The 25211-nt window shown below is 62.5% G+C and carries 20 protein-coding genes; 9 read left to right on the forward strand and 11 right to left on the reverse strand.

Annotation, left to right across the window (positions count from 1 at the left end; genetic code table 11):
• The first annotated feature begins 64 nt into the window (after positions 1–64).
• A complete protein-coding gene (gene efeB, locus AB4Y87_RS23510; RefSeq protein WP_442006655.1) occupies positions 65–1435 on the forward strand; it encodes an iron uptake transporter deferrochelatase/peroxidase subunit in 1371 nt (456 codons plus the stop codon).
• Positions 1436–1529: 94 nt separating this feature from the next.
• Here efeB and htpX read toward each other — a convergent pair whose 3' ends face one another.
• Together htpX and AB4Y87_RS23520 are read right to left on the reverse strand one after the other, a co-directional pair.
• Positions 1530–2399, reverse strand: coding sequence for a zinc metalloprotease HtpX (gene htpX / locus AB4Y87_RS23515; RefSeq protein ID WP_442006656.1), 870 nt, complete (start codon positions 2397–2399; stop codon positions 1530–1532).
• A 215-nt stretch (positions 2400–2614) separates the two neighbouring features.
• On the reverse strand, positions 2615–3886 hold the full coding sequence (locus AB4Y87_RS23520) for an MFS transporter (protein WP_442006657.1): 1272 nt from the start codon (positions 3884–3886) through the stop codon (positions 2615–2617).
• 117 nt (positions 3887–4003) lie between these two features.
• On the opposite strand from AB4Y87_RS23520, the gene AB4Y87_RS23525 reads away from it, so the two are divergent.
• From AB4Y87_RS23525 to AB4Y87_RS23540, 4 genes are all read left to right on the forward strand, one after another.
• A complete protein-coding gene (locus AB4Y87_RS23525) occupies positions 4004–4804 on the forward strand; it encodes a hypothetical protein (protein ID WP_442006658.1) in 801 nt (266 codons plus the stop codon).
• A 30-nt stretch (positions 4805–4834) separates the two neighbouring features.
• Complete coding sequence (locus AB4Y87_RS23530) at positions 4835–5314, forward strand: Fur family transcriptional regulator (RefSeq protein ID WP_224088431.1); 480 nt, start codon at positions 4835–4837, stop codon at positions 5312–5314.
• Positions 5315–5328: 14 nt separating this feature from the next.
• Entirely contained in the window at positions 5329–6810 is a 1482-nt protein-coding gene (locus AB4Y87_RS23535; protein ID WP_442006659.1) for a catalase, read from the forward strand.
• 132 nt (positions 6811–6942) lie between these two features.
• Entirely contained in the window at positions 6943–7578 is a 636-nt protein-coding gene (locus AB4Y87_RS23540; protein ID WP_442006660.1) for a DUF2461 domain-containing protein, read from the forward strand.
• Positions 7579–7737: 159 nt separating this feature from the next.
• Here AB4Y87_RS23540 and AB4Y87_RS23545 read toward each other — a convergent pair whose 3' ends face one another.
• From AB4Y87_RS23545 to AB4Y87_RS23570, 6 genes are all read right to left on the reverse strand, one after another.
• On the reverse strand, positions 7738–9294 hold the full coding sequence (locus tag AB4Y87_RS23545; RefSeq protein ID WP_442006661.1) for an amino acid permease: 1557 nt from the start codon (positions 9292–9294) through the stop codon (positions 7738–7740).
• A 156-nt stretch (positions 9295–9450) separates the two neighbouring features.
• A complete protein-coding gene (locus AB4Y87_RS23550) occupies positions 9451–9885 on the reverse strand; it encodes a DUF779 domain-containing protein (RefSeq protein ID WP_442006662.1) in 435 nt (144 codons plus the stop codon).
• Positions 9885–10907, reverse strand: a complete 1023-nt coding sequence (gene adhP, locus AB4Y87_RS23555) for an alcohol dehydrogenase AdhP (RefSeq protein ID WP_442006663.1) — start codon at positions 10905–10907, stop codon at positions 9885–9887. The genes AB4Y87_RS23550 and adhP overlap by 1 nt, the downstream gene beginning before the upstream one ends.
• Positions 10908–10966: 59 nt before the next feature.
• Positions 10967–12490, reverse strand: a complete 1524-nt coding sequence (exaC, locus tag AB4Y87_RS23560) for an acetaldehyde dehydrogenase ExaC (protein ID WP_442006664.1) — start codon at positions 12488–12490, stop codon at positions 10967–10969.
• Between the two features lie 123 nt (positions 12491–12613).
• The gene (locus AB4Y87_RS23565; RefSeq protein WP_442006665.1) at positions 12614–13957 is read right to left on the reverse strand and encodes a GAF domain-containing protein; all 1344 of its coding nucleotides are present in this window, start codon (positions 13955–13957) and stop codon (positions 12614–12616) included.
• A 147-nt stretch (positions 13958–14104) separates the two neighbouring features.
• Complete coding sequence (locus tag AB4Y87_RS23570; protein ID WP_442006666.1) at positions 14105–15553, reverse strand: FAD-dependent oxidoreductase; 1449 nt, start codon at positions 15551–15553, stop codon at positions 14105–14107.
• Positions 15554–15720: 167 nt separating this feature from the next.
• On the opposite strand from AB4Y87_RS23570, the gene rarD reads away from it, so the two are divergent.
• Complete coding sequence (rarD, locus tag AB4Y87_RS23575; protein ID WP_442006667.1) at positions 15721–16797, forward strand: EamA family transporter RarD; 1077 nt, start codon at positions 15721–15723, stop codon at positions 16795–16797.
• 299 nt (positions 16798–17096) lie between these two features.
• On the opposite strand, the gene gabT is transcribed toward rarD, so the two are convergent.
• On the reverse strand, positions 17097–18452 hold the full coding sequence (gabT, locus tag AB4Y87_RS23580; RefSeq protein ID WP_442006668.1) for a 4-aminobutyrate--2-oxoglutarate transaminase: 1356 nt from the start codon (positions 18450–18452) through the stop codon (positions 17097–17099).
• A gap of 46 nt (positions 18453–18498) precedes the next feature.
• Positions 18499–19929, reverse strand: a complete 1431-nt coding sequence (locus AB4Y87_RS23585; protein WP_442006669.1) for a gamma-aminobutyraldehyde dehydrogenase — start codon at positions 19927–19929, stop codon at positions 18499–18501.
• A gap of 146 nt (positions 19930–20075) precedes the next feature.
• Here AB4Y87_RS23585 and AB4Y87_RS23590 point away from each other — a divergent pair, with 146 nt between their 5' ends.
• The 3 genes from AB4Y87_RS23590 (at position 20076) to AB4Y87_RS23600 (ending at position 23565) form a co-directional block, all read left to right on the forward strand.
• Positions 20076–21518 (forward strand): PucR family transcriptional regulator, encoded by a 1443-nt coding sequence (locus AB4Y87_RS23590; RefSeq protein ID WP_442006670.1) that lies wholly within the window; start codon positions 20076–20078, stop codon positions 21516–21518.
• 89 nt (positions 21519–21607) lie between these two features.
• The gene (locus tag AB4Y87_RS23595) at positions 21608–22888 is read left to right on the forward strand and encodes an MFS transporter (protein WP_442006671.1); all 1281 of its coding nucleotides are present in this window, start codon (positions 21608–21610) and stop codon (positions 22886–22888) included.
• Positions 22885–23565, forward strand: coding sequence for a FadR/GntR family transcriptional regulator (locus tag AB4Y87_RS23600; protein WP_442006672.1), 681 nt, complete (start codon positions 22885–22887; stop codon positions 23563–23565). The genes AB4Y87_RS23595 and AB4Y87_RS23600 overlap by 4 nt, the downstream gene beginning before the upstream one ends.
• A gap of 107 nt (positions 23566–23672) precedes the next feature.
• On the opposite strand, the gene AB4Y87_RS23605 is transcribed toward AB4Y87_RS23600, so the two are convergent.
• Positions 23673–25052 (reverse strand): MBL fold metallo-hydrolase, encoded by a 1380-nt coding sequence (locus tag AB4Y87_RS23605; RefSeq protein ID WP_442006673.1) that lies wholly within the window; start codon positions 25050–25052, stop codon positions 23673–23675.
• Positions 25053–25211: the final 159 nt, after the last annotated feature.

Here is a 25211-nt window from a genome sequence, read left to right on the forward strand (position 1 = left end):
CGGCTGCCCCTACGGGCACACCGGCGAAGCCCCCGAAACTCCAGGTGCCGGACAGCCACTGGATGTGAACGATTCCCCGCGCCCAGGCGAGGCGACCGGCGTCGTAGGTTCCGAAGCGACGTCCGACGGCGGTGCGTCAGCTACCGCTGGCACCTCCCGACTGTCCCGCCGCGGCCTCCTTTCCCTTGCCGGAGTGGGCGGCGCAGGCGCAGTGGCTGGCATCGCCGCCGGTTTCCTGGGCCACGACGTGGTCGCGGCCGGTGCTGCGTCGGCCGCGGAATCCGACACAGGGGATGCTGTTGTTCCCTTTTTCGGCGAGCACCAAGCCGGCATCACGACTCCGGCCCAGGACCGCCTTCACATGGCTGCCTTTGATGTCACCACCGAGGACCGGAAAGAGCTGATCAAGCTCCTGAAGGATTGGACCGCTGCGGCTGAGGCCATGACGGCAGGCCGCAGCACAGGCGCGACTGGCGCCGTCGATGGTCCTTACGACGCCCCGCCGGAAGACACCGGTGAGGCGTTGGACCTCGCTGCGGCGAAACTGACTCTGACCTTCGGTTTCGGCGCAGGGCTGTTTGAGAAAAATGGCAAGGTGCGCTTTGGCTTGGACGGACGCAGGCCCGAAGCCTTGATCGACCTCCCACATTTCCCGGGCGACGACCTTCAACCGGGCCGCACCGGAGGCGACATCGTGGTCCAGGCATGCGCCGACGATCCCCAAGTGGCTGTACACGCCATCCGTAACCTTGCCCGCATCGGCTTCGGAAAGGTGCGGGTCCGCTGGTCGCAATTGGGCTTTGGCCGCACGTCATCCACGTCCCGGGCGCAGGTGACGCCCCGCAACCTCTTCGGCTTCAAGGACGGCACCAACAACCTCAAGGTTGAGGACAACGCCCTCCTTGAGGAGCACGTGTGGGTAGGTTCTCCAGCGTCGTCGAACGAAGAGTGGATGAGGGGCGGCAGCTATCTTGTGGCGCGCAGGATCCAGATGCACATCGAGATTTGGGACAGGACGTCGCTGCGCGAGCAGGAAGGCCTGATCGGGCGGACGAAGGGCGTGGGAGCGCCGCTGTCCGGTGGCGAAGAGTTCACGGCGCCCGATTTCAAGCTCGCTGGCCGCAATGGTGATCCACTCATCCCCTTGGACTCGCACGTCCGTCTGGCCCACCCGGACCAGAACGGGGGTGTGCGGATGCTTCGCCGCGGCTACAACTTCACGGATGGCTCAGACGGGCTCGGGCACTTGGACGCAGGGCTGTTCTTCATCGCGTTTGTCAAGGATCCGCGGACCCACTACGTTCCCATGCAGATGGCTCTGGCCAAGGGCGATACCTTGTCCGTCGAATACCTGAAACACACGGGCTCTGGGCTTTTTGCCGTGCCTCCGGGCATCCAGCAGGGCGCCTTCATCGGCGAAGGACTTTTCGGCTGATTCCTCTATTCCGTCGTGAACCCGCTATTCCGTTGTTGGCCCAGCAACGGGACAGCGGGTTCACGACGTTTTAGGCCTTAGGAAAGCGGCGTCCTTAGGAAAGCGGCCGGCCGGCCATGCGCTCAAGCCTGGTGATGCGTTCCTTCATGGGCGGGTGTGTAGAGAACAGGCGCCGCATGCCACCGCCACGGAACGGGTTCGCGATCATGAGGTGGGAAGCATTCACGAACCTTTGATCCTGCGGGAGCGGAAGTTGGGAGACACCAGATTCGATCTTACGTAGGGCTGAGGCGAGCGCCAGCGGATCGCCGGTCAGCTCGGCCCCGTCCTCATCGGCGTCGTACTCGCGGGTGCGGGAGATCGCCATTTGGATCAGGGAGGCCGCGAACGGCGCCAGCAGGGCCATGGCGATCATCGCGATGGGGTTGGCGTTGCGCCGGTCCCCTCCGCCGAAGAACAACAACATCTGCCCCACGGACGTGATCACGCCCGCAACGGCGGCAGCTACGGACGACGTCAGGATGTCTCGGTTGTACACGTGCATGAGCTCATGGCCCAGGACACCCCGGAGCTCGCGGGCATCAAGGACATGCAGGATTCCCTCGGTGCAGCAGACCGCGGCGTTCTTGGGACTGCGGCCGGTAGCGAAGGCGTTGGGCGTCATGGTGGGCGAGAGGTAAATCCGCGGCATGGGCTTGTTGGCCCGCACGGAAAGCTCCCGGACAATCTGGTACAGCTGTGGGGCTTGGGCTTCGGTGACGGGATAGGCGGCCATGGAGCGGATGGCGATCTTGTCGCTGTTCCAGTAGCCGTAGGCGGTGGTGGCTACCCCGATCAGGGCAAAGATCCAGATGGGCGTGGTGCTGCGCGTGCCGGCCCCGATAATGGCGCCCAAACCCAACAGCACCGCCCACAGCACACCGAAAAGTGCTGCGGTCTTGAGTCCATTGTTGTGTTTGTGCACGGTTGTTCTTTCACTTTCTTTGGCTCGTGAATGGTTGTGTACGGATTAACTCTTTACCGATTAACGCCGACGGCGGTCGCCGTGTTCCGTAGCTGGCACGCCTGGGCTGGCGTCGATCTTTTGGGCCAGCGTCGATCTTTGCGCTGACGTCGATCCTTTGGGCCGCCGTCGACCTTTTGTACCTGTACCGCCCTGTCCTGCCAGAGGCCCGCTGGCTACGGCACCGGATGCTTCGCATCGTACGCGACGAACCTCGGCTGCAGGCGCGATGCCAGCCAAGCCAAGACAATGCAGACGATCCCGCCCATCAGCAGCACTCCGCCTTCGCTGAGGAATTGTGTCACCCCGCCAGCCAGCATGTCTCCCACGCGGGGACCTCCGGCGACCACCACGATGAACACTCCCTGCAGCCGTCCGCGCAAGTGATCGGGCGTGGCGGACTGGAGGATGGTGGTGCGGAAGACAGCGCTGACAGAATCCGAAATCCCCGCCAGCGCACAACACAGGGCAGCAGGAAGGAGCCAGGGCGTTACCCCCTCGCGGCCCGAATCTCCAGCCAGCAACACCACCACTCCAAAGCCTGCAATCGAGGCGCCCCACCCGACCACCGACCACACCACTGCGCTGCCCTGGCGCCGCACCCTGCCGAGGGGACCGGAAAACAAGCCAGCCAAGAAGGCGCCCACGGCGGTGGATGCCAACAGCACGCCCACCGTTGTCTCGCCGCCGCCAATCATGACTGCCCCAATTGCAGGCATCAGGGCACGGGGTTGGGCGCACATCATGGCGATGAGGTCAATGATGAAGGTCATCCGGACATTGGGCCGCGTACCTAGGAACCGGAAGCCCTCCACTACGGAGCGAAGCCCGGGCCGGACCGCATCCTTTGACGGAGGCAGCGGCGGGAGTTTGGCGAGGCCCCACAGGGCAAAGGTGAAACTGATGACATCGATCGTGTAAGTCCATCCGAAACCGATCGTGGCCACCAGCACGCCCGCCAGGAGTGGCCCGGCGGTCATGGACAGGCCGAACGTCAGCATGCTCAAGGCGTTCGCCGCTGGGAGCAGGTCCTTCCGGACAAGGAGCGGAATGATGGCGCTTCGGGCGGGACCGTTGATGCCTTGTGCACCACTTTGGATGGCAACCAACGCGTAAAGGATCCAGATGTTGCCGATCTCCAGCCACGCCTGCAGTGCCAAGCCGGCGGTGCTGGCCCAAAGCACCAGTGATGCGATCAGCGCTACTTTGCGGCGATCGTAGGCATCGGAGATAGAGCCGCCGTATAGTCCGGTGATGACCAGCGGGACCAGCGCGAAGATACCCAGAAGGCCTACATAGAAGCTCTCCTGGGTCAGACGGTAAACCTCCAGGCTGACGGCCACCAACGTGAGCTGGGTACCGATGGCAGCCACCGAAGCCCCAAGCCAAAGCCGCCGGAAGGCCACGCTCTCCTTGATCGGGGTGATGTCTGCCAATAGTTTCGCCACCTAGCCACCCTAGCGACCCAAGCGAACCCCAGTGACGTCGTTGCCCGCTTCGCTTGAATAACGCGTCTCCCGCCGTAACGCGCTGGTTGGTAGGCTCACCCGGGGGGAGGAGTCCACATGGTCTTGTCGCGACGATTGCTGTTCCGCTCGGGCATCTGGGAAATTGCCAGGCCTCGTCACCCTTTGACGGCCGGGCACGTACTGATCCGCCTCTCGGACCCCTCCATGGAATTTACGGAATCCTCCGCGGCCGACTGGTTGTTCTGCCACAACCTCGCCCGGGCAGCATTGGACGACGTCCTTGATGCGAAGCGGTTCGCCGTGATGTTCGCCCACCGGTGGCACCCGCTGGGTTCTGCTGTCGGCGAGCCGGTGGCTGAGTCTTCCACACCCACGTTCCACCTTTTCGCTCGTTGGGAGGCGGAAAGCACGACGCCGGGACGCCAACTCGCGCTGCCGGCCCACCATCGCGTTCCCGAGCCTGAGGACAGCCTGGACATCGTCGATGCGCGGATCCGGGAATCGCTGCGGCTTGGTGCCGCCAGCATCCCCAAAGCACCCACCGGGAAGGTGGGGTCCGCGCCTGTGGCCATGTCCGGCGTCGTGCCCGTCCCGATGCCTGTCCTGGTTCCCTTGGTCGCGACAGTTGACGCAGCCCGCCATCACAGCGTGATTGAGCCCGCCAGCGGGGCGGCTGCGATTTCCAGTGTCCTTCCCGGGGAACTCGTTGCCATGGGGAGCGCCTTGGATGCGCTGCCGCTGACCAGTGGACTCACGGGCTTCAGCTGTGTGGCTGTCGAAGGCGGGAAGCCGGGTTCAGCCCTCCGCATCCACGCGGTGGGTCGATCTGCCGCGGAACAAGACAATCCGATGGTGGATTTGTTTAATTTGCCGGAAGTTAGCCGTGCCTTATTGTGAACTGCTCAAAATAAGTGGTTCAATGAGTGCATGACCGATCACACAGCCGACCAGGAAGCATGGGCCAGTGCCCTGCATGCCCACGGCAGGCGTGTGACCAAACAGCGGCTGGCAGTGCTGGCCGCGGTCCAGCACCATCCGCACTCCCCGGCAGAAGGCATCCTTGCCGCCGCCCGCAAAGAGCTTCCTGAACTGACGGCGCAGTCCGTTTACGTTGTGCTTAGCGACCTCACGGATTTGCAGATGCTGCGCCGCTTTGAACCCCCGCACTCCCCGGCGCTCTACGAAACCCGGGTGGGCGATAACCACCACCACGCCGTCTGCATCAGTTGCGGCCGCGTGGAAGACGTGGACTGCGCCGTGGGACACGCACCGTGCCTCACACCGCACTGGGATGAAAATTCCAAGCCAATGACCATCCAGATCGCAGACGTCCTCTATCAGGGCATCTGCCAGGATTGCCAGGCAAAACAACAGCTCCCCAAACAAACGTCCGTAACTCAAAAATAAGAACAAGGAGAACAATGACTGCTATTTCAACAACCCAGTCAGGTGCCCCCGTTACTTCCGACGCGCACTCCAAGTCCGTCGGCGCCGACGGTGCCATCATCCTGACCGACCACTATCTGGTGGAAAAGCTTGCGCAGTTCAACCGCGAGCGGGTCCCGGAGCGTGTAGTGCACGCCAAGGGTGGCGGCGCTTTCGGTACCTTCAAGACCACCTCGGACGTTTCGGCCTACACCAAGGCCGCGTTCCTGCAGCCGGGCGTCGAGACGGACATGCTGATCCGTTTCTCCTCCGTTGCCGGCGAGAATGGTTCTCCTGACACTTGGCGCGACCCCCGCGGTTTCGCCGTGAAGTTCTACACCTCCGAGGGCAACTACGACCTCGTGGGCAACAACACCCCGGTGTTCTTCATCCGCGACGGCATCAAGTTCCCGGACTTCATCCACTCCCAGAAGCGCCTTCCGGGTACCCACCTGCGTGACGCTGACATGCAGTGGGACTTCTGGACCCTCTCCCCCGAATCCGCACACCAGGTCACCTGGCTCATGGGCGACCGTGGCCTGCCGGCTTCGTGGCGTGAAATGCAGGGCTACGGCTCACACACCTACCAGTGGATCAACGCCGCTGGTGAGCGTTTCTGGGTCAAGTACCACTTCAAGTCCAACCAGGGCGTCAAGACCATCACCGGCGACCAGGCTGAGCAGCTGGCAGGCTCGGATGCAGACTTCTACATCCGCGACCTCTCCGAGAACATCGAAGCCGGCAACTTCCCCTCCTGGGAACTGCACGTCCAGGTCATGCCCTACGAGGACGCCAAGACGTACCGCTTCAACCCGTTCGACCTCACCAAGGTCTGGCCGCACGCGGACTACCCGCTGATCCACGTGGGCACCATGGAGCTGAACAAGAACCCGGAGAACTACTTCRCGCAGATCGAGCAGGCCACCTTCGCGCCGTCGAACTTCGTACCGGGCATCGCTGCCTCGCCGGACAAGATGCTGCAGGCCCGCATCTTCTCCTACGCCGATGCACACCGCTACCGCGTGGGTACCAACCACGCCCAGATCCCGGTGAACCAGCCCAAGAACCAGGTCAACAACTACAGCCAGGACGGCGCCGGACGTTACCTGTTCAACGCCCCCACCACCCCGGTCTACGCACCGAACTCCGTTGGTGGCCCGGCTGCTGTTGAGCCCACTTCACCGGCAGGGGGCTGGGAGAACGACGGCGAGCTCACACTCTCCGCGCACACCCTGCACTCCGAGGACAGCGACTTCGGCCAGGCCGGTACCCTGTACCGCGAGGTCTACGACGACGCTGCCAAGGCCCGCCTTCTGGACACCATCACCGGTGCCGTGGGCGGCGTGAAGAGCGCCGACATCAAGGAACGCGCCATCCAGTACTGGACCAACGTTGACGCCGAACTCGGCGCCAAGCTGCGCGCCAACCTCGGTGCAGGCCAGGCCTCCTCTGACGCCGAAGCAGCCAACAAGCTCTAAGCGTCCGGATCGGTAAGAATTACCGTCGAACACCCCGTTGCGGATCTCCGCAGCGGGGTGTTCTTCTTTGTTTTTCCACATAGGCAGGCCGGGCTCTGGCTGCGCTGGTGCCATGGTCCATAGGATCCTTCCATGAGCACATTCGAGGGAATTCCATCCGCAGCCTTCCGCTTCTACGAAGAACTGGAAGAGAACAACAACCGCGAGTGGTGGTTGGAGCACAAAGACATCTACGACGCCGCCGTCAAGGAGCCGCTGGTGGCCCTCCTTTCAGAGCTGGAGCCTGAGTTCGGGCCGGCGAAGATCTTCCGGCCAAACAGGGACATCAGGTTCTCCCAGGACAAGTCACCCTACAAAACGGCCCAGGGTGCCTTCGCAGCGTCACAGGAAGGCCTGGGGTTCTACCTCCAGGTCAGCGCCGATGGTCTGTTGATCGGCGGCGGCTGCCATTCATATACTCCCGCGCAATTGGCACGCTTTCGCGCTGCTGTGGACGCTCCTGAAAGTGGAGGGGAATTGCAGCAGATTGTGGACTCAGTTGCCGCAGCGGGTTTCGCCATCCAAGGCGAGATGCTCAAGACCATTCCGCGGGGCTTCGATAAAGATCATCCACGCGCCGAGCTCCTCAAGCACAAGTCCTTGTCGGCTGGGGTGGAGGTTGGTGAACCGGAATGGTTCTCCACGCCGTCAGCCAAACAGGAGATCGCTGATCGCTGGGAAGTGCTGAGGCCGATGGTGGACTGGGTCGGGAAGCACGCTGCGCCGTAGTCCCTGTCCCTTTCACGGTGTCCGGTCCCCAGTGCCGTGGGTTGACGGCCCAGGAACACCAAAAGCGACTGGGTACACCAAAAGCGCCCGGGAATTGATTCTCCCGAGCGCTTCCGATGATAATTCGAGCCAGCTGTCTGACAGGCAGCTGGGATTGGTTTAGACCTTGGTAAAGGAGTCTTCGTCCTCGTCGCCCTTGACCGCAGTAGTTGCAGAACCGCCATTGACGGCTGCCTTGGATGCGGCGAACTTCTCGTTGAGCCGCGAGTGGCGCTGTCCGTAAGAGAAGTAGATGACCATGCCGATAACCAGCCAGATCGCAAAGAAGATCCAGGTTTCGACCGCCAGGTTGGTCATGAGGTAGACGCACAGGATCGCGGACACCCAGGGCAAGACTTTGCCGAACGGGACCCGGAACGCAGGCTTGAGGTCCGGACGCTTCTTGCGCAGCACCAGGATGCCCAGACTGACCATCACAAAGGCTGACAGCGTTCCAATGTTGATCATTTCCTCGAGGAGATCCACATTGGTCAATCCGGCCACCAGGGCAACCGCTGCACCACAGATGATCTGCAGGCGTGCAGGGGTGGAGCGCTTCTCGCTGGTCTTGGACAGCGACCGCGGCAGCAGTCCGTCGCGGCTCATGGCCAACACCACACGGGAAAGGCCCATGAGCAGCACCATGATCACCGTGGTCAGGCCCACAAGGGACCCAAAAGCAATGACCTTGGCGGCGTCGTTGTTGCCCACGGCCTCGAAAGCTGTGGTCAGCGTGGGGTTCTTTTCCTCCGCCAGCTGGGTGTAGGAGACCATGCCGGTCAACGCGAGGGAGACCAGGATGTAGAGCAACGTCACCACAGCCAGGCCGCCGAAGATACCGCGTGGCAGTGTCTTCTGCGGATTCTTGACCTCTTCCGCGGAGGTTGCAACAACGTCAAACCCAATGAAGGCGAAGAACACCAGGGCAGCACCGGCGAAAATGCCCAAGGTGCCGTACTGGGCAGGAGCAGCACCGGTCAGGAAGCCGAAGAAGGACTGCTTCATGACATCAGCGGCGCCTGTGCCCGTAGTCGGCTCCGAGGCGGGAATGAACGGTGTGTAGTTGGAGAATTTCACGTAGCTGAAGCCCACAACAATCACGAACAGCACTACTGCGATCTTGATCAAAGTGAAGATGTTGCCAACGCGGGCGGACAACTTCGTCCCCAGCACCAGCAGCACAGTGAAGATCGCGACAATGAGGAAGGCGCCCCAATAGAGGTCAACGCCGCCCAGGCTGAGCGACGGCGGAATGTCCAGGCCCATCAGGGCGAAGACTTTGCTGAGGTAGATGCCCCAGTACTTGGCGATCACCGCGGCAGCAGTAAAGAGTTCAAGGATGAGGTTCCATCCAATGATCCACGCGAGTACCTCGCCCATGGTGGCGTAAGTGAACACGTAGGCCGAACCTGCCACGGGGATGGCCGTGGCAAATTCGGCATAGCACATGATGGCCAAGGCGCACGTGACGGCTGCGATGGCAAAGGAGATGGTGACGGCCGGGCCGGCAAAGTTTGCAGCAGCCTTGGCGCCAACGGAGAAGATACCGGCACCGACAGCGACGGCGACACCCATAATCATCAGGTCCCAGGTACTGAGGCTTCGCTTCAGCTTGCGCCCGGGCTCGTCGGCGTCGGCGATCGACTGCTCGATCGACTTGGTCCTGAAAATGTTCATAAAAATGCCACATTCTGGATGGGGGTGGTATAGGACTCATCAAGAATAGTGTCCGGTCAGTGGACGGCCATATTTATCCCAGATAGTGAGACGGGTCCCGACTCCGCGTTACTGATGTGACTGGTGTGACGGAAGCAAGTAGCCCCCGTCACACCACTAAACACCTGGGACATCCCAGTCCATGATGGTGGAGCGGATCAGGAACCGCTTCCCCTCCGGGGACTCGACGGAGAAGCCGCTTCCTCGGCCTGGGACCACGTCAACAGTGAGATGGGTGTGGGACCAGTAGGCGAACTGTTCCCTGGACATCCAGAACTCGAGAGGCTTTGGCTCCTGGCCAGTTCCAGCTGCGAAGTCTGCACTGAGGTCGAACCGGCCCAGGAGGACATCCGAATCACCGGTGAGGAACTCCCCCGCCGGATAGCACATGGGAGCGGAGCCGTCGCAGCACCCACCCGATTGGTGGAACATGAGCGGCCCATGCTGCTCCCAGAGCTTCCGCAATAGTTCGACGGAGGCCGCGGTGAGCGCCACCCGGGAAAAGTTCTCCCCGGAGAGTGTCACCGCGGCTTCCAACACGGGGTTGTCCATCAGAACTTCAGAACCACTCGGCCATCGATCTTGGCGTGCTTCATCTCGTCAAAGACCGCGTTGACCTCGGACAGCTCGCGGGTGGAGACCGTTGGCTTGATCTTGCCTTGAGCATAGAACTCGAGCGCTTCCTCAAGATCCTGGCGGGTGCCCACAATCGATCCCCGGACAGTGAGTCCCTTAAGGACGATCTCGAAAATCGGCGCCGGGAAGTCACCCGGAGGAAGCCCGTTGAAGACGATGGTCCCGCCACGGCGGGCCATTCCGATTGCTTGCCCGAACGCAGAGGGGTGCACGGCCGTCACAAGGACACCGTGGCAGCCGCCGGTTTCGCGCTGGATGACCTCTGCTGGATCCTCATGCAGTGCGTTGACCGTTAGTTCAGCGCCATGTTCCCTGGCCAACGCCAGCTTGTCATCGGCAATGTCCACGGCGGCCACACGAAGTCCCATGGCCACTGCATACTGGACGGCGATGTGACCCAATCCACCGATTCCGGAGATGGTGACCCACTGGCCAGGCCTGGCTTCGGTCATCTTCAAGCCCTTGTAGACGGTGACTCCAGCGCACAAAACCGGAGCAACCTCCACGGGATCCGAGCCCTCCGGGATGCGGGCTGCAAAACGCGTATCCACCAACATGAACTCGCCAAACGAGCCGTCCACACTGTAGCCACCGTTCTGCTGGGACTCGCACAACGTTTCCCATCCAGTGCGGCAGTACTGGCAATCTCCGCAGGCAGACCACAGCCAGGCGTTGCCAACAATGTCCCCCAGGGCGACGTCCGTCACCCCTTCGCCGAGGGCCACTACTTCGCCCACTCCCTCGTGGCCGGGCACGAACGGAGGGGTGGGTTTGACCGGCCAGTCACCTTCGGCCGCATGCAGGTCGGTATGACATACCCCCGACGTGATCAGGCGCACCAGCGCTTGGCCGGGACCCGGCGTCGGCCTTTCCATCTCCATGACCTTAAGGTCGGTTCCGAACTCCGTAACTACTGCTGCTTGCATGGTTGTGGACATTGACGATCTCCTTTGATCTATACGAATGAGCCGAGGTTGCGTTGGGAGTGCACAAACTCCTAGAAGAAGCCGAGTTTGTTCTCGTTGTAGCTGACCAACAGGTTCTTGGTCTGCTGGTAGTGGTCCAGCATCATGGCGTGGTTTTCACGGCCAATGCCTGAGGACTTGTAGCCACCGAAGGCGGCACCGGCCGGGTAGGCGTGGTAGTTGTTGACCCACACGCGGCCGGCCTGGATTTCCCGGCCTGCGCGGTAAGCCACATTTCCGTTGCGCGACCAAACACCGGCACCCAGGCCATACAAAGTGTCATTGGCGATGCCGATAGCGTCGTTGTAGTCGCTGAACCTGGTCACTGAGACCACAGGGCCGAAGATCTCCTCCTGGAAGATCCGCATCCGGTTGTGGCCTTCGAAAATCGTGGGCTGGACGTAGTAGCCGCCGGCAAAGTCACCGGAAAGCTCTGCCCGTGCGCCGCCAGTGAGGACCTTGGCGCCCTCCTGCTTTCCAATGTCGATGTAGGAGAGAATCTTCTCCAGTTGGTCGTTGGAAGCCTGGGCACCGATCTGGGTTTCCGTGTCCAGAGGGTTGCCCTGGATGATCTTGTTGGTGCGGGCTACGACGTCAGCCATGAAGGAGTCGTAAATGCCCTCCTGAACCAGGGCACGTGAGGGGCAGGTGCAGACCTCGCCCTGGTTGAAGGCAAAAAGCGTGAAGCCTTCCTGTGCTTTGTCGTAGAAAGCGTCGTTCTGGGCTGCGACGTCGTCGAAGAAAATGTTGGGGCTCTTGCCGCCAAGTTCCAGCGTGACCGGGATGAGGTTGTTGGACGCGTACTGGCTGATAAGCCGGCCCGTGGTGGTCTCGCCCGTGAAGGCGATCTTGCGGATACGGGGGCTGGAAGCCAGCGGCTTTCCGGCTTCCACGCCGAAACCATTGACCACGTTCACTACACCCGCGGGCAGCAGGTCGCCGATCAATTCCATCAGTACCAGGATCGATGTTGGCGTCTGCTCGGCTGGCTTAAGCACGACGGCGTTACCTGCGGCAAGCGCGGGGGCCAGCTTCCACACAGCCATGAGGATGGGGAAGTTCCAGGGGATGATCTGGCCCACCACGCCCAACGGTTCCTTGAAGTGGTAGGCGGTGGTGTCCTCATCGAGCTGCGAAAGGTGGCCCTCCTGGGCACGGACAGCCGAGGCGAAGTAGCGGAAGTGATCGGCAGCCAAGGGAATGTCCGCGTTGAGTGTCTCCCGGACGGGTTTGCCGTTGTCCCATGTCTCGGCAACCGCGAGCAACTCTACGTTCTCGTCGATGCGGTCCGCGATCTTGTTCAGAATCGCGGCGCGTTCCGTAGCTGACGTCTTGCCCCAGGAAGGCGCAACCTTGTGCGCGGCGTCGAGGGCCAGTTCGATGTCCTCGGATGTGCCGCGGGCAACTTCGCAGAAAGCTTTGCCAGTGACGGGCGTGATGTTTTCGAAGTAGGCGCCCTTGACGGGAGCAACCCATTCCCCGCCAATCCAGTTCTCGTACCGGTCCTTGAAGGTGACCTTCGAACCCTCGGTACCCGGCTGTGCATAAACGGTCATTGCTAGCTCCTTTGCTGCGAATCACGGTGGCTGTCGCCATTGATTCGAGCCTAGGAGCGGGCAGGTTGCAGCTACGTTGCAACCGTGTGATTCAGCTCACGCGAGGTGGTTCAGGCGCGTGGTTCAGGCCGTCAGTTCCGTCTCGATCCGCTCAAGGTCAGCCACGACGGCGGCCCGCTTGGGTGAGCGCGGCGGCAGCAGCTTCAGGACGTCAAGGCGGAGTTCGACGTCGTACTTCGCCTCGGGCAGCTCAGCGTACTTCAGGAGCGAATCGACGCTGCCATCACTGAGCAGTGCTTCCCGCAACAGATGCGAAACCCGCTCACGCAACTGCACGACGCCGGGCGCCTCCGAGCGCGGCAGGACGGCGCCTTTATAGATCTCCAACGCAATCCGATGCGCACCGCGCTGCAAGCAACTGAGCACCTGGCCGGAATCGGGAAGCAACTCGACAGGCAAGCGGTAGGGCCTCGATTCGGGAACTGCCTCGGGGCTGAGTTCATGGAGAACCTTGCGCAGGCGCACCATTTCGGCCCGCAACGTCACAGCCGAGCCGTCTCCTGGGTATAGCTGGGCGCAGAGGTCATCCGCACTGAGGCCGGTCGGCTGACTGCAGAGGATAGCCAGGATTTCGCTGTGCCGGGCGGACAGGGAAACGGTCCGGCCATCAATGCTGAGAAGGGCCTGATCGCGGCCCAACGACTGCAGGCTATTCCGGTACAGAGTGCGGCTGGCAGCGGAAGCTGAACTCCGGCGTCGTGGTTTGTCCCGGGCAGCGGCGGCGAGCTGGAGGCGTTCGATGCGCAACTGCGCCTGCGCGGCCGCAACGGTTGCTTCCACCAGAGATACTGTGTGCGGGGCCACCGCAGTCTCCGTTCCAGTGATGTCCACGACGCCCAGCACGGCACCGGAATCCGGATCATGGAAGGGAACGGCGGTACAACTCCAGGGGTGAACTGATCTCTTGAAGTGCTCGGCACCGGAAATCTGGATGCTCCTATCCAAGGCCAGCGCCGTCCCAGGAGCGCTTGTACCCACTGAGGCCTCGGACCAATCGGCGCCCGCAACGAACATCATTCCCTCGGCCCTGCGCTGCATGACGGGATCGCCATCCACCCACAAAAGCCGCCCGACATCGTCCCCCACCGCCACGAGCAGCCCACTGTCATGGCTGGGCTGGACCAGCAACTTCCTGATGACGGGCATGATCGCAGCCAGCGGGTGTTGGCGGCGGTAGTCCTCCAGTTCGTCGCGGTCCATCGCGAGCGGCGCTTCGGGGACATCAGGATTGGCCTGCAGGCTGGCCGAACGCTGCCAGGATTCGCGCACCAAGCGCCGGAGGCCGGAGATTTCCTCAGGAGTCCCGGCCCGCAGCATATCCAGGTTTTCATGAGCGGCCAGGGCGCGCTTCTGCACCAGCCTCCCGGCTTCGCTGCCTGGAACAGGCGGATGGATTGGATTCCTCATCGAACTCCCCGGTAATCCGCAATGACAGTGCGCTGCGTATGTGCTGGCGGCACAGTACCCGAAAGTCTAGTTCCAGGAATGCAGTTTGTGTACAGCTGACGCCTTTGCGAAGCCTGTTGAGGGCGTTGGCTGTACACAAACGCGGGGCTAGCCGCGGGAGATCTGGATCATTTCCTCGCGCGGGACTACCTTGATGCGTTCCCTGATCACGCCATTGCCGTTGCCGGATTCGGACTCCGACTTGGACCATGCGGCACCGAGGGCAGCCTCGTGCGCATCCAGCCGGTTCCACCCCTCCCAGGTGGTGTATTCGATGCCGCGTTCCTCGAGGAGATCGATGATGGCCTGCGGATCCGGGTTCTCTGCTGGAGGCAACGTGAGCCGGTCTTCCAGGAGGCAGCCGATGGTTTCCAGTGCATCGCCCTTGGTATGACCGATCAGGCCTACAGGTCCACGCTTGATCCAGCCGGTCGCATAGATTCCCGGCACGGGCTTGCCGTCGGCATCCAGGACGCGACCGCCGTCGTTCGGTATGACACCGCGTCGGGCATCGTACGGAAGCTCCTCAAGCGGCGAGCCGTGGTAGCCGATCGCGCGGTAGACGGACTGCACCGGGTACTCCACGAATTCACCGGTGCCCTTGACGTTGCCGGTTCCGTCCAGCTGCATTCGCTCGAACTTGATGCCGGAAACTTTGCCGGGAGTTTCCGGCGAGTCCAGGATTTCCACCGGGCTGTGCAGGAAGTGCAAGTGCAGACGTCGCGAGGATGGCTGCTCGGATTCCGCGTGTTCCTCCACCAGCCAGTTGGTCATAGTGTTGACCATGGTCTTGATCTGGTTATTGGTGCGGATTGCCTCATCGGAGGCTTCATCAAACTCGAAGTCCTCCGGGTACAGCACAATGTCTACGTCATTGCAGTGGGACAGCTCCCGCAATTCCAGCGGGGTGAACTTCACCTGTGCGGGACCGCGGCGTCCAAACACGTGGACGTCGGTAACGGGTGATATCTTCAACCCCTCGTACACATTTTCCGGGATCTCGGTAACCAGCAGTTCCTCGGGGTGCTTGACCAGCATGCGAGCCACATCAAGGGCAACGTTGCCATTGCCGATGACCGCAATCTCCTTGGCATCCAATGGCCAATCGCGGGGAACGTCCGGGTGTCCGTCGTACCACGAAACAAAATCGGCTCCGCCGAAGGAACCGTCCAACCCGATGCCGGGGATGTTGAGGTCCGCGTCCTTGATGGCACCAGTGGAGAAGATCACGGCGTCATAGAAAGCTCGGAAATCGTGAAGCGTCAGATCCCGGCCGTAGGTCACGTTGCCAAGGAAGCGGATGTCGCCGCGGTCCAACACCTTGTGCAGGGCGTTGACGATGCCCTTGATGCGGGGATGATCCGGCGCCACACCGTAACGGATCAGCCCATAGGGCGCAGGGTACGCCTCAAAGAGATCGATGCTGACCTCCACGTCCCCGTCCTTGACCTCGTTGGACTTGGTCAAGATGTCGGCGGCGTACACGCCGGCGGGACCGGCGCCAACGATGGCGACGCGAAGCGGACGTTTGGGGGTGGTGGCGGCTGAGTTGGACACCGTAAGCCCTTCCGAAGCAGTAAGCCACGCCGTTGTTGGGGCGCGCAGATTCCAATTCTAGATGTCCACCCTGCACCCGGCGTCCTATATAGCGGGAGTCACACGAAAACAGGTGATTGGTGCCAACATTTCGGAATATTGCGACCCCTTTTGGTGTTGGCGACATTGTGTCGACACCCGAGCAGATCACCGCAAACTCGTCCACTTCCAACCAGCCCGCGACTGCGAGTGCGTCCAGCAGTGAACTTCATGCCTCTGGCGGGAGCACGCGCGGCGGGACCTCTGGCGGCGGGACCCGCGGGCGAAAGCCGGTCTGGAGCGAGTCGACGGCGGGAATCCTCTTTGGCATTGGCGCTTACAGTTTGTGGGGACTGCTTCCGCTGTACTTCCTCGCGCTTCAACCGGCGGGGGCCATCGAAATTGTTGCCAACCGCGTCGTTTGGTCGCTGATCTTCTGTGCGTTGCTGATCACGGTCACGCGGGCATGGCGGGTCTTTGGCGCAGCCGTGAAGGACCGCTCAGTCTTTGGGCCGTTGGCCTTGGCAGCCGGACTGATAGCCGTCAACTGGCTGACCTACACTTTCGGCGTCACCACAGGACACGCCGTTGAAACTTCCCTTGGATACTTCATCAACCCGTTGGTGTCGGTCCTGCTCGGCGTATTCGTGCTGAAGGAGAAGTTGCGGCCACTCCAATGGGCGGCAGTGGGCATCGGCTTCATCGCAGTGGGCGTCCTGACCTTTTCCTACGGCCAGCTTCCCTGGATCGCGCTAATCCTGGCCTTCAGCTTCGGCCTCTACGGGTTCGTTAAGAAGCGCGTTGGGCCCAAGGTTGATGCGCTCACCAGCCTCTCCGTGGAAACAGTGGTCCTCGCCCCCTTGGCAGGCGCCACCATGATTGTCCTGGGCGCGAGCGGCGTCGCAACACTCACCGCCCTTGGGCCTGGGCATTTCTGGTTGCTCCTGGCATCCGGCGTCATCACCGCAGTGCCGCTGCTCTTCTTCGGCGCCTCGGCCCGTCGCCTGCCCATGACCACCATCGGTCTTCTCCAATATTTCGCACCGATTCTCCAGTTCATCGTGGCGCTGGCCGTCTTCAACGAGGCCATGACCACGGCCCGCTGGATCGGATTCTGCGTGGTGTGGCTCGCCCTGCTGGTGCTCACAGTGGACATGCTGCGCACAGCGAAGAAGAACTCGTCGCTGAAGAAGAAGGCCCGGATCGCGGCCGCTGCGGGAGCGTAGCCCGGCTGAACCGCCGTCGTGCGTTCGGCTGATCCACGCGAGAACGCGGGAACAGTGCCAGAACGTATGGAAACTTCCAGCGAACTGGACGTGCTCCCGCGAACGGGACGCGCACCGCCGTCGTGCGTTCGGCTGATCCACGCGAGGACGCGGGAACAGTGCCAGAACGCCGGACAGCTCCGGCGAATGGGACGCGCTCCGGCGTAGTCGGCGGGGCACCGGCGAACGCCGGCGCGCCGCCCGTTAATGCACAAGGAGGGCCGGGGAAACCCCGGCCCTCCTTGGATCTAGCCAGAAGACTACGCGTTGGCCTTGATGGCTGCAGCGAGGACCTCGAGGCCGTCGATGAGGAGCTCATCGCTGATCACGAGCGGCGGAAGCAGGCGGATCACGTTGCCGTACGTGCCACAGGTCAGGATGATGACGCCTTCCTGGAGGCAGGCGGCAGCAACGGCCTTGGTGAGCTCAGCGTTGGGTTCCTTGGAACCGGACTGGACGAGCTCGATGGCCAGCATTGCGCCACGGCCGCGGACGTCGCCAATGACGGAAACTTCACTGGCCAATTCGCGGAGCTTGCCCACGGCGAGCTCTTCGATGTGGCGGGCACGGCCGTTGAGGTCGTGCTGTTCCATGGTGTCGATGGCAGCGAGTGCAGCTGCGCAAGCCACCGGGTTGCCACCGTAGGTGCCACCGAGGCCGCCCGGGTGTACGGCGTCGAGCAGGTCTGCGCGGCCTGTGATGGCGGACAGCGGGAGGCCGCCGGCGATGCCCTTGGCCATGGTGATGATGTCCGGGACAACACCTTCGTGGTCAACGGCGAACCATTCGCCCGTGCGGCAGAAACCGGACTGGACCTCGTCGGCGATGAAGACGATGCCCTTTTCCTTGGCCCATGCGGACAGTGCCGGGAGGAAACCTTCGGCCGGGACGATGAAGCCACCCTCGCCCTGGATGGGCTCGATGATGATCGCGGCGACCTGGTCGCCACCGATCTGCTTCTCGATCATGGTGATGGCGCGCTTGGCAGCCTCAGCACCGGTGATCTCCGGGTTCTCTTCACGGAACGGGTAGCTCATGGGCATGCGGTAGACCTCGGGCGCGAACGGGCCGAAGTTGGTCTTGTACGGCATGGCCTTGGCGGTGAGTGCCATGGTCAGGTTGGTGCGGCCGTGGTAAGCGTGGTCGAAAGCAACCACTGCGTCGCGGCCGGTTGCCAGGCGTGCAACCTTGACAGCGTTCTCCACGGCTTCAGCGCCGGAGTTGAACAGCACGGTGCGCTTGGCGTGATCGCCCGGGGTGAGGCGGTTGAGCTGCTCGGCCACAGCTACGTAACCCTCGTACGGGGTCACCATGAAGCAGGTGTGCGTGAAGTGCGCAGCAGCTTCCTGGACAGCGGCGACGACGGCGGGATCGGACGCGCCGACGCTGGTCACGGCGATGCCGGAGCCGAGGTCGATGAAGGAGTTGCCGTCAACGTCGCGGATGATGCCGCCGTCGGCGTCTTCAACGTAAACAGGAACACCGGAGGCGACGCCGGCAGCAACGACGGCGGCGCGACGCTCGGCCAGTGCCTGCGACTTGGGGCCGGGGAAGGCGCCGTTGATGTTGCGCTTCTGCTCGATGCGGTACGAGAGTTCGTTCGCGGTAGTGGTCATGGGGTGGTTGCCTTTCTGGGAAATTCGTACGGGTTACGCGAACGCGTTATGCATCGAGTGCAGACATCACGTGCTTGATGCGCGTGTAATCCTCAACGCCGTACATGGAGAGGTCCTTGCCGTAGCCGGACTGCTTGAAGCCGCCGTGGGGCATCTCTGCCGTCAGGAGGATGTGGGTGTTGATCCAGACGGCACCGAAGTCCAGGTCGCGGCTCATGCGCATGGCCGTGCCGTGGTCGGTGGTCCAGACGCTGGATGCCAGAGCGTATTCGACGTCGTTGGCCAACTCGAGCGCTTCGGCTTCCGTGCTGAACTTCTGGACGGTGATGACCGGACCGAAGGTTTCCTTCTGCACGATGTCATCGGTCTGCTTGGCGCCGGAGATGATGGTGGGCTCGAAGAAGAAGCCCTTCTCGCCTGCGCGGTGGCCACCGGTCTCGATCTTGCAGTTGGCCGGCAGGTGCTCCACCACCGAGGTGACGGCGTTGAAGTGGTTCACGTTGTTCAGCGGGCCGAAGTAGTTTTCTTCGTCGTTCTGCGAACCGGTGTGCAGGGTCTTGGTGTGCTCCACCATTGCTGCCACAACATCATCGTGGACGGAGTCTTCCACCAACACGCGGGTGATGGCCGTGCAGTCCTGGCCCGCGTTGAAGAAGGCGAACTCGGCGATGGCCGCTGCACTCTTCTTGATGTCGGCGTCCTTGAAGACAATGGCCGGAGCCTTGCCGCCCAGTTCCAGGTGGGCACGCTTGAGGCCCTTGGCTGCGCCGCTGGCGACCGCGATGCCGGCGCGAACCGAACCGGTGATGGACACCAGGCCGGGAACCTTGTGGTCAACCATCATCGCGCCGGTTTCGCCGGTGCCGAGGACAACGTTGAGCACGCCGGCCGGGAAGATCTCGCCGGCGAGGCGCGCCAGGACCAAGGTGGATTCCGGTGTGGTGTCCGAGGGCTTGAGAACAACGGTGTTGCCGGCTGCAAGGGCGGGGCCGATCTTCCAGATTGCCATCAGGAACGGGTAGTTCCACGGGGCAACCTGGGCTACGACGCCGATCGGTTCGCGGCGAACATAGGAGGTGTGGCCCTCAAAGTACTCCCCGGCGGACTTGCCTTCCATGATGCGTGCTGCACCGGCGAAGAAGCGGAGCTGGTCAGCACCTGCGGCAACTTCCTCGGAAGCGATCAGGGACCGGACCTGACCGGTGTTGCGGTGCTGGGCGTCAACGAGTTCGTCGCTGTTGGCCTCCACGGCGTCGGCGAGCTTGAGCAGCATGAGCTGGCGTTGGCCCGGCGTAACGTGCTTCCACGTCTTGAAGGCTTCGCTGGCTGCAGTCATGGCGGCGTCAACATCGGCCTGCACCGAAATCGGCGACTTGGCAACGATCTCCCCGTTGGTGGGGTTCACGATGTCCAGGAGACCCGTACCTGCCGGCGTAACGAATTCGCCGTTGATGAAGTTCTGCAAGGTTTGAACCACGGTGTGCAACCCTCTTTCGGTGTCTGGGGCATGGGTTTTAGCTGATCAGAGCCTATGCCAGCGAAGGGGTCCAAGGAATAGTCAGCTGCACACACCGGCATACCCTCCTTAGTGCGCTTGACCAGCGCCGGGTTACGCTTGTAACCATGGCAATGTCCCTCTCCTCGCTCGTCGCTGTCCCATCCTTGAAGCTCCGTAAAACAGGTAGCGCAGAAACAACCTGGAACCAGGACATCAGTTGGGTGGCCGTGACGGAGCTGGAGGATCCACAACGCTTCCTCAGCGGCGGGGAATTGGTCCTCACCACTGGCCTGCGCCTGAAGAGCGCCGCCGACCAACGCCGATTCGTCCGGCAGGTCCAGCGGGCAGGTGCAGTGGGCATCGGCTTCGGCATCGGCCTCACCCACGAGTCCGTTCCGGAGGCGCTCATCGCCGAAGCCAACCGTTGGGGTTTGCCCCTGGTTGAAGTGCCGTACGAGATTCCCTTTATCGCGATCGGAAAGCTCGTTGCCGAGTCACACTCAGCTGACCACTACTCAAACCTGGAACGGCTTCTGGCCGGGCACCAGATCCTGGCCAGATCGCTCCTTACTGGCGGCGGCCTGGGCGAGCTCCTGAAACAGTTGGGCAGCATGCTGCGCACTGATGTTGTGCTCACCCAGTTCAGCGCGCAGCTCTACAACAGCGTTCCCGGAAAACCGGCCCCGACGGCGGACGGCTGGGCTTCGTACCCGATTCCCACCGGCCGCAGGGACGCCTGCACGCTGTGGTTGCGGCAGCCATTCGTGGACTCGGGGATCGTCAGCTACGCGCAGAACCTCATCAGTGTTGAGCTGAACAATATGGTCAAGCAGCGCCAGGCCCAGCGCGCCATGGCCGGGCAGGTTCTGGACGACGTCATCCACGGCACTTTGGAAACCATAGAGGCCGCCCGCCGTTTGGCAGGCGTTGGAATCAACAGCACCAGGAAGAACGTGGTGCTCGTGGCGGAGTCCACGGCACACCACAAGCAACTGGTGAGCATCTCGCTGCCCCAGGCGCTGGAAGCCGGCGTTAGCGCCGTCGTAGGGAAGGATCTGGTCACCGTCATCACCGACGACGGCAGCTCCGCCACGTCCTTGGCCAAGAGCCTGAGCGACCACTTGCAAGAGGCCGGAATCCACGCCGTGATCGGAATCGGCGGCGCCTATACGAAGCCAAACGGCCTGCGTTGGAGCTACTTTGAAGCGCGCGACGCCGTGGCGCACGGCTTGCCGGTCAACGAGCCGGAGCGCCTGAGCCTTACGTCTCTTTTGCTCGCCAGCGAGGACGTTCCGTTGGCCGACATGGCCAGCGAATCCCTCACTCCGCTAAGGAAGTTCGACGCCGCCCACGGCTCTGAACTGGTAGCCACACTGGAGAGCTACCTAAATCACAATGGCTCCGTCGCCGCCGTCGCCGAAGCCCTGACCCTGCACCGAAACACCGTGCGGTACCGGTTGGCCCAGATCACCGAACTGACGGGCTACGACCCATCGCAAACCCAGGATCGTGTGCAGCTTTGGCTCGCCCTGGCGGTGCAGCGGCTGGGTTCGCGCAACCCGCGGTAGGCCATCCGCGAGCTCGTACAGAGAGGTTCGCCCAGAGAGGTTCGCCACAAAAGTGTAGACATTAGACGTCAAACGTCTAACCTTTAGATATGGCTGCGACGACCCCTCTTACCCCCACCACCGGAAACATCCCTACGATTGCCACTGCTTCTACGGCAGCAAACCAACGCCAGGCAGTTCCCAAGACGCGCGTCGTCGCCGTCGTCGGCATCATTGCTGTGGTGCTCATCGGACTGAACCTTCGCGCCGGAATCACCAGCGCAGCGGCGCTCTTCCACGAGCTGCAGCAGGTACTGGGTTACGGGGCCTTGGTGGCCTCAATCCTGCCCTCGATTCCGCTGCTGTGCTTCGCGGTTGCAGGGATGGGGACCTCGTGGCTGACCCGCCGCGTGGGTGTCGAGAAAGCTATCGCCATCGCCTTGGCCCTGCTCGCTGGAGGTTTGCTGGTGCGCGGCGTCCCGGCCACCAGTGCGCTCCTCGGCGGAACGGTCCTGGCGATGTCCGGACTTGCCGTCTGCAACGTGGCCATGCCGTCGTTCATTCGCGAGCACTATGCGGACCGCACCTCCATGATGACCGGCCTCTACACCTTCACGATGTCCGGTGGCGCTACCTTCGCAGCGGCAGTGAGCGTTCCCTTGGCGCAGCAGCTCGGTTCGCCATCGATGGGTCTTGCCGCCTGGGGCATCCTGGGTGTCGCAGCGCTGCTCGGCTTCCTGCCGGTGGTCCTGCACTCGCACCGGAATTCCACCAAGACGGACCGTCCGCGTGTATCCATGTGGCCCCTGCTCCGTACCCGCCTGGGCATCCTGATCACCGCCATCTTTACGTTCCAGGCTTTCCTCGCCTATGCCGTGATGAGCTGGTTCGCTTACATCCTCACGTCCCAAGGCCTCAGTGCCTCCGAAAGCGGGCTGCAGTTTGGCATCATGCAGCTGGTCTCCGTGGCCGCCGGCATGATCCTGCTCGCCTTCGGTTCCCGGCCCGGAATGCTGCGGCCTGCCCTCTACCTCGCAAGCAGCTCCACCCTGGTTGCCATTGCCGCCATGATCTGGTTGCCGACCTCCTTGGCATTCGTTTCCGCCGTGCTCTTTGGGTTTGGTTTGGGCATCTTCCCGCTGGTCCTGGTAATCATCAGCCGCAGCGGCCGGTCGACGGCGGAAACCACCGCGCTCTCCACGATCGCCCAATCGCTGGGATACTTGATTGCGGCAATTGGCCCCTTTGGCATGGGGCTGCTCCACAGCGCAACGGGCGGCTGGGCGCTGCCCCTGAGCTTGCTGTCCATCGTGGCGGTGGCGCTCATGGTTACCTGCCACATGCTCACGAGCAAGCGCACTGCCACCAAGACCGGACCGAGGACAGCATGACCCTTACCCCTTCGCATCGCCCGGCCCTCGCCGAGGAGATCACCGCCAAGCTGCGGGACATGATCAAATCAGGCGAATGGCCGCTCCAGGAGCGCATCCCGGCAGAGCCTGAACTCATGGCAAGCCTGGGCGTTTCGCGGGGAACCCTCCGCGAGGCCATCAAGGCATTGGCGCACTCGGGCATGCTCGAAGTCCGCCGGGGTGACGGCACATACGTGCGTGCCAACAGTGAGATGTCCGGTGCAGCCCAGCGTATGTACTTGGAGCACACCCAGGAACACATCGTGGAAGTGCGGCTTGGCTTGGACACTCAGGCGGCCCGCCTCGCCACAAAGCACGCCACTGTCGAAGACCTGGCTGAGATGCGCCGCCTCCTGGCCCTGCGCCATGACGCGTGGGAGTCCGAGGACTACCCCAACTGGGCCCGGGCCGATTGGGAATTCCATGAACGGGTTGCCCTCGCATCCGGAAATCCGCTGCTGCATCAGCTCTACGTCTCCTTCGGCGGCGTCTTCCACAACGATCTCCTCCGGCAGCAACGCAAGGAAGGCTTCAACGGCATCCCCCGCGAGGGCCACGACGAACTAGTGGATGCCCTGGAAGCACACGATCCCGACGCCGCCGTCCAGAGCGTCTACCGGAACCTGGATTTCTGCGCAGACAAAACCCCTCGTTAGCTCGGCCTTAGTCCGTTGCCAGCCCGCTTATCCGTTGTTGCCCAACCACGAAATAGCGGGCCGACCACGAAATAGCGGGCCTGCAACGTCTTAGGCACGGTCCCGATTTAAGGCTCAGTCTCGATTCCCACCCCATCCGCGTCCCTGAACTTCGCGTTGATCAGGACAACGTCCCGTCCCGCCCGGTCCAGGAGACTCGCTGCGACACTCGCCCGGTATCCCGTGGCGCAGTGCACCCAGATCCTGGCGTCCGGCAGCTCGGTGATCCTGCCGAGCAACTCGTAGACCGGAACATTGAGTGCTCCTTTGACGTGCGAGGCCTTGTATTCCTCCGGGCGGCGAACGTCCAGCACCACGTCCCCAGGCTCCCGGTCTTTGAGGAGTGCAGCCCAGTCCCCGTGCTCGTAGCTCACTTGGGGAGTGTCCGGCGCCAAGGCGCCGATATCCGAATCACCCGACTCAGGCCCGACGGCGGCATCCGGTCTATCGATGCCAATCCTCGCCAGATCGCGGATCGCCTTCTCCACCTCATCCAGCGGGCCCATCAAGGTAAGGGGTTGATTCCATGGGATCACCCAACCGAGATAGCTGGTGAAATTATCACCTCGCCCGTATTCGAAGCTCACGCTGCCTTGGAGGTGGCTGTCTGCGAAGGCCACTCTGTGCCGCAGATCCACCACCCACTCCCCCGCCTCCAGGCGCCGGCTCAGCTCCCCGGCGTCCACGGAATCAGGCACCTGCAAGTTCGCTGCACCGGGGCCGCCGGCGTTGAGGGGGCTCATGTGCGCGTAGTAAGCCGGGTAGGCCGTGATGTTCTCCAACAACTCGGCCACAAAATGGTCCTCGTTGGGATCAGTAAGGGCATGGTTGGCTGCGGCTTGCTCGCCAATGGTTGAGGCATTCACCTTGCTGGAGGGCCCCACGGAGCAAAAGGAACCGAAGCCGTGTGTTGGATAGAGAAATGCCTCGGGTTGCGCCAGATCCACCAGTCGCCGGACCGATGAATACTGATCGTGGGCCAACTTCGCAGTGTCGTGGGGCGAGACGAGGTCCGTTCTCCCGACTGAACCGTAGAGCAAGCTGCCGCCGGAAAACACAGCCTCAGGGCCGTCGTCGTGCACGTCATCCCGGACCACGTACGAGAGGTGTGTGTGCGTGTGGCCAGGCGTGGCAACCACCGTCACAGTGAGCTGGCCGACGTGAAGCACCTGTCCGTCTGTGACGGGAACACGTGTGAACTCCACATGGTCATCAGCATTGACCAGGTAAGCGGCGCCATGTGCCTCGGCGAGCAACAATCCGCCGGTGACGTAGTCGTTGTGCAGGTGGGTTTCGGCCACATGGGTGATCCGGACACCGGCTTCCCTCGCCGCCGTCTCTATCCGATCGGTGTCCCGCTGGGGGTCGATCACCAAGGCCACACGGCCGTCATGCACCAGGTAGCTCCGGTCCCCCAACTGGGGTGTTTCGATGACGACGACGTCCATACCTCAGGTTAAAGCAACGCGGGGATCCTTCTATGGTTGTCAAGTGTGGCAAGGGCCGGGGTTTGGGGCGTTGAGGGTTCGGTAGATCCGCCGGGCGAGGTAGCGTTTCACGCACCGGCGGATCTCCTTTGTGGTTCGTCCCTCGGCTTGGCGTTTGCG

Source organism: Paenarthrobacter sp. RAF54_2, assembly GCF_052113945.1.
Lineage (GTDB): Bacteria > Actinomycetota > Actinomycetes > Actinomycetales > Micrococcaceae > Arthrobacter.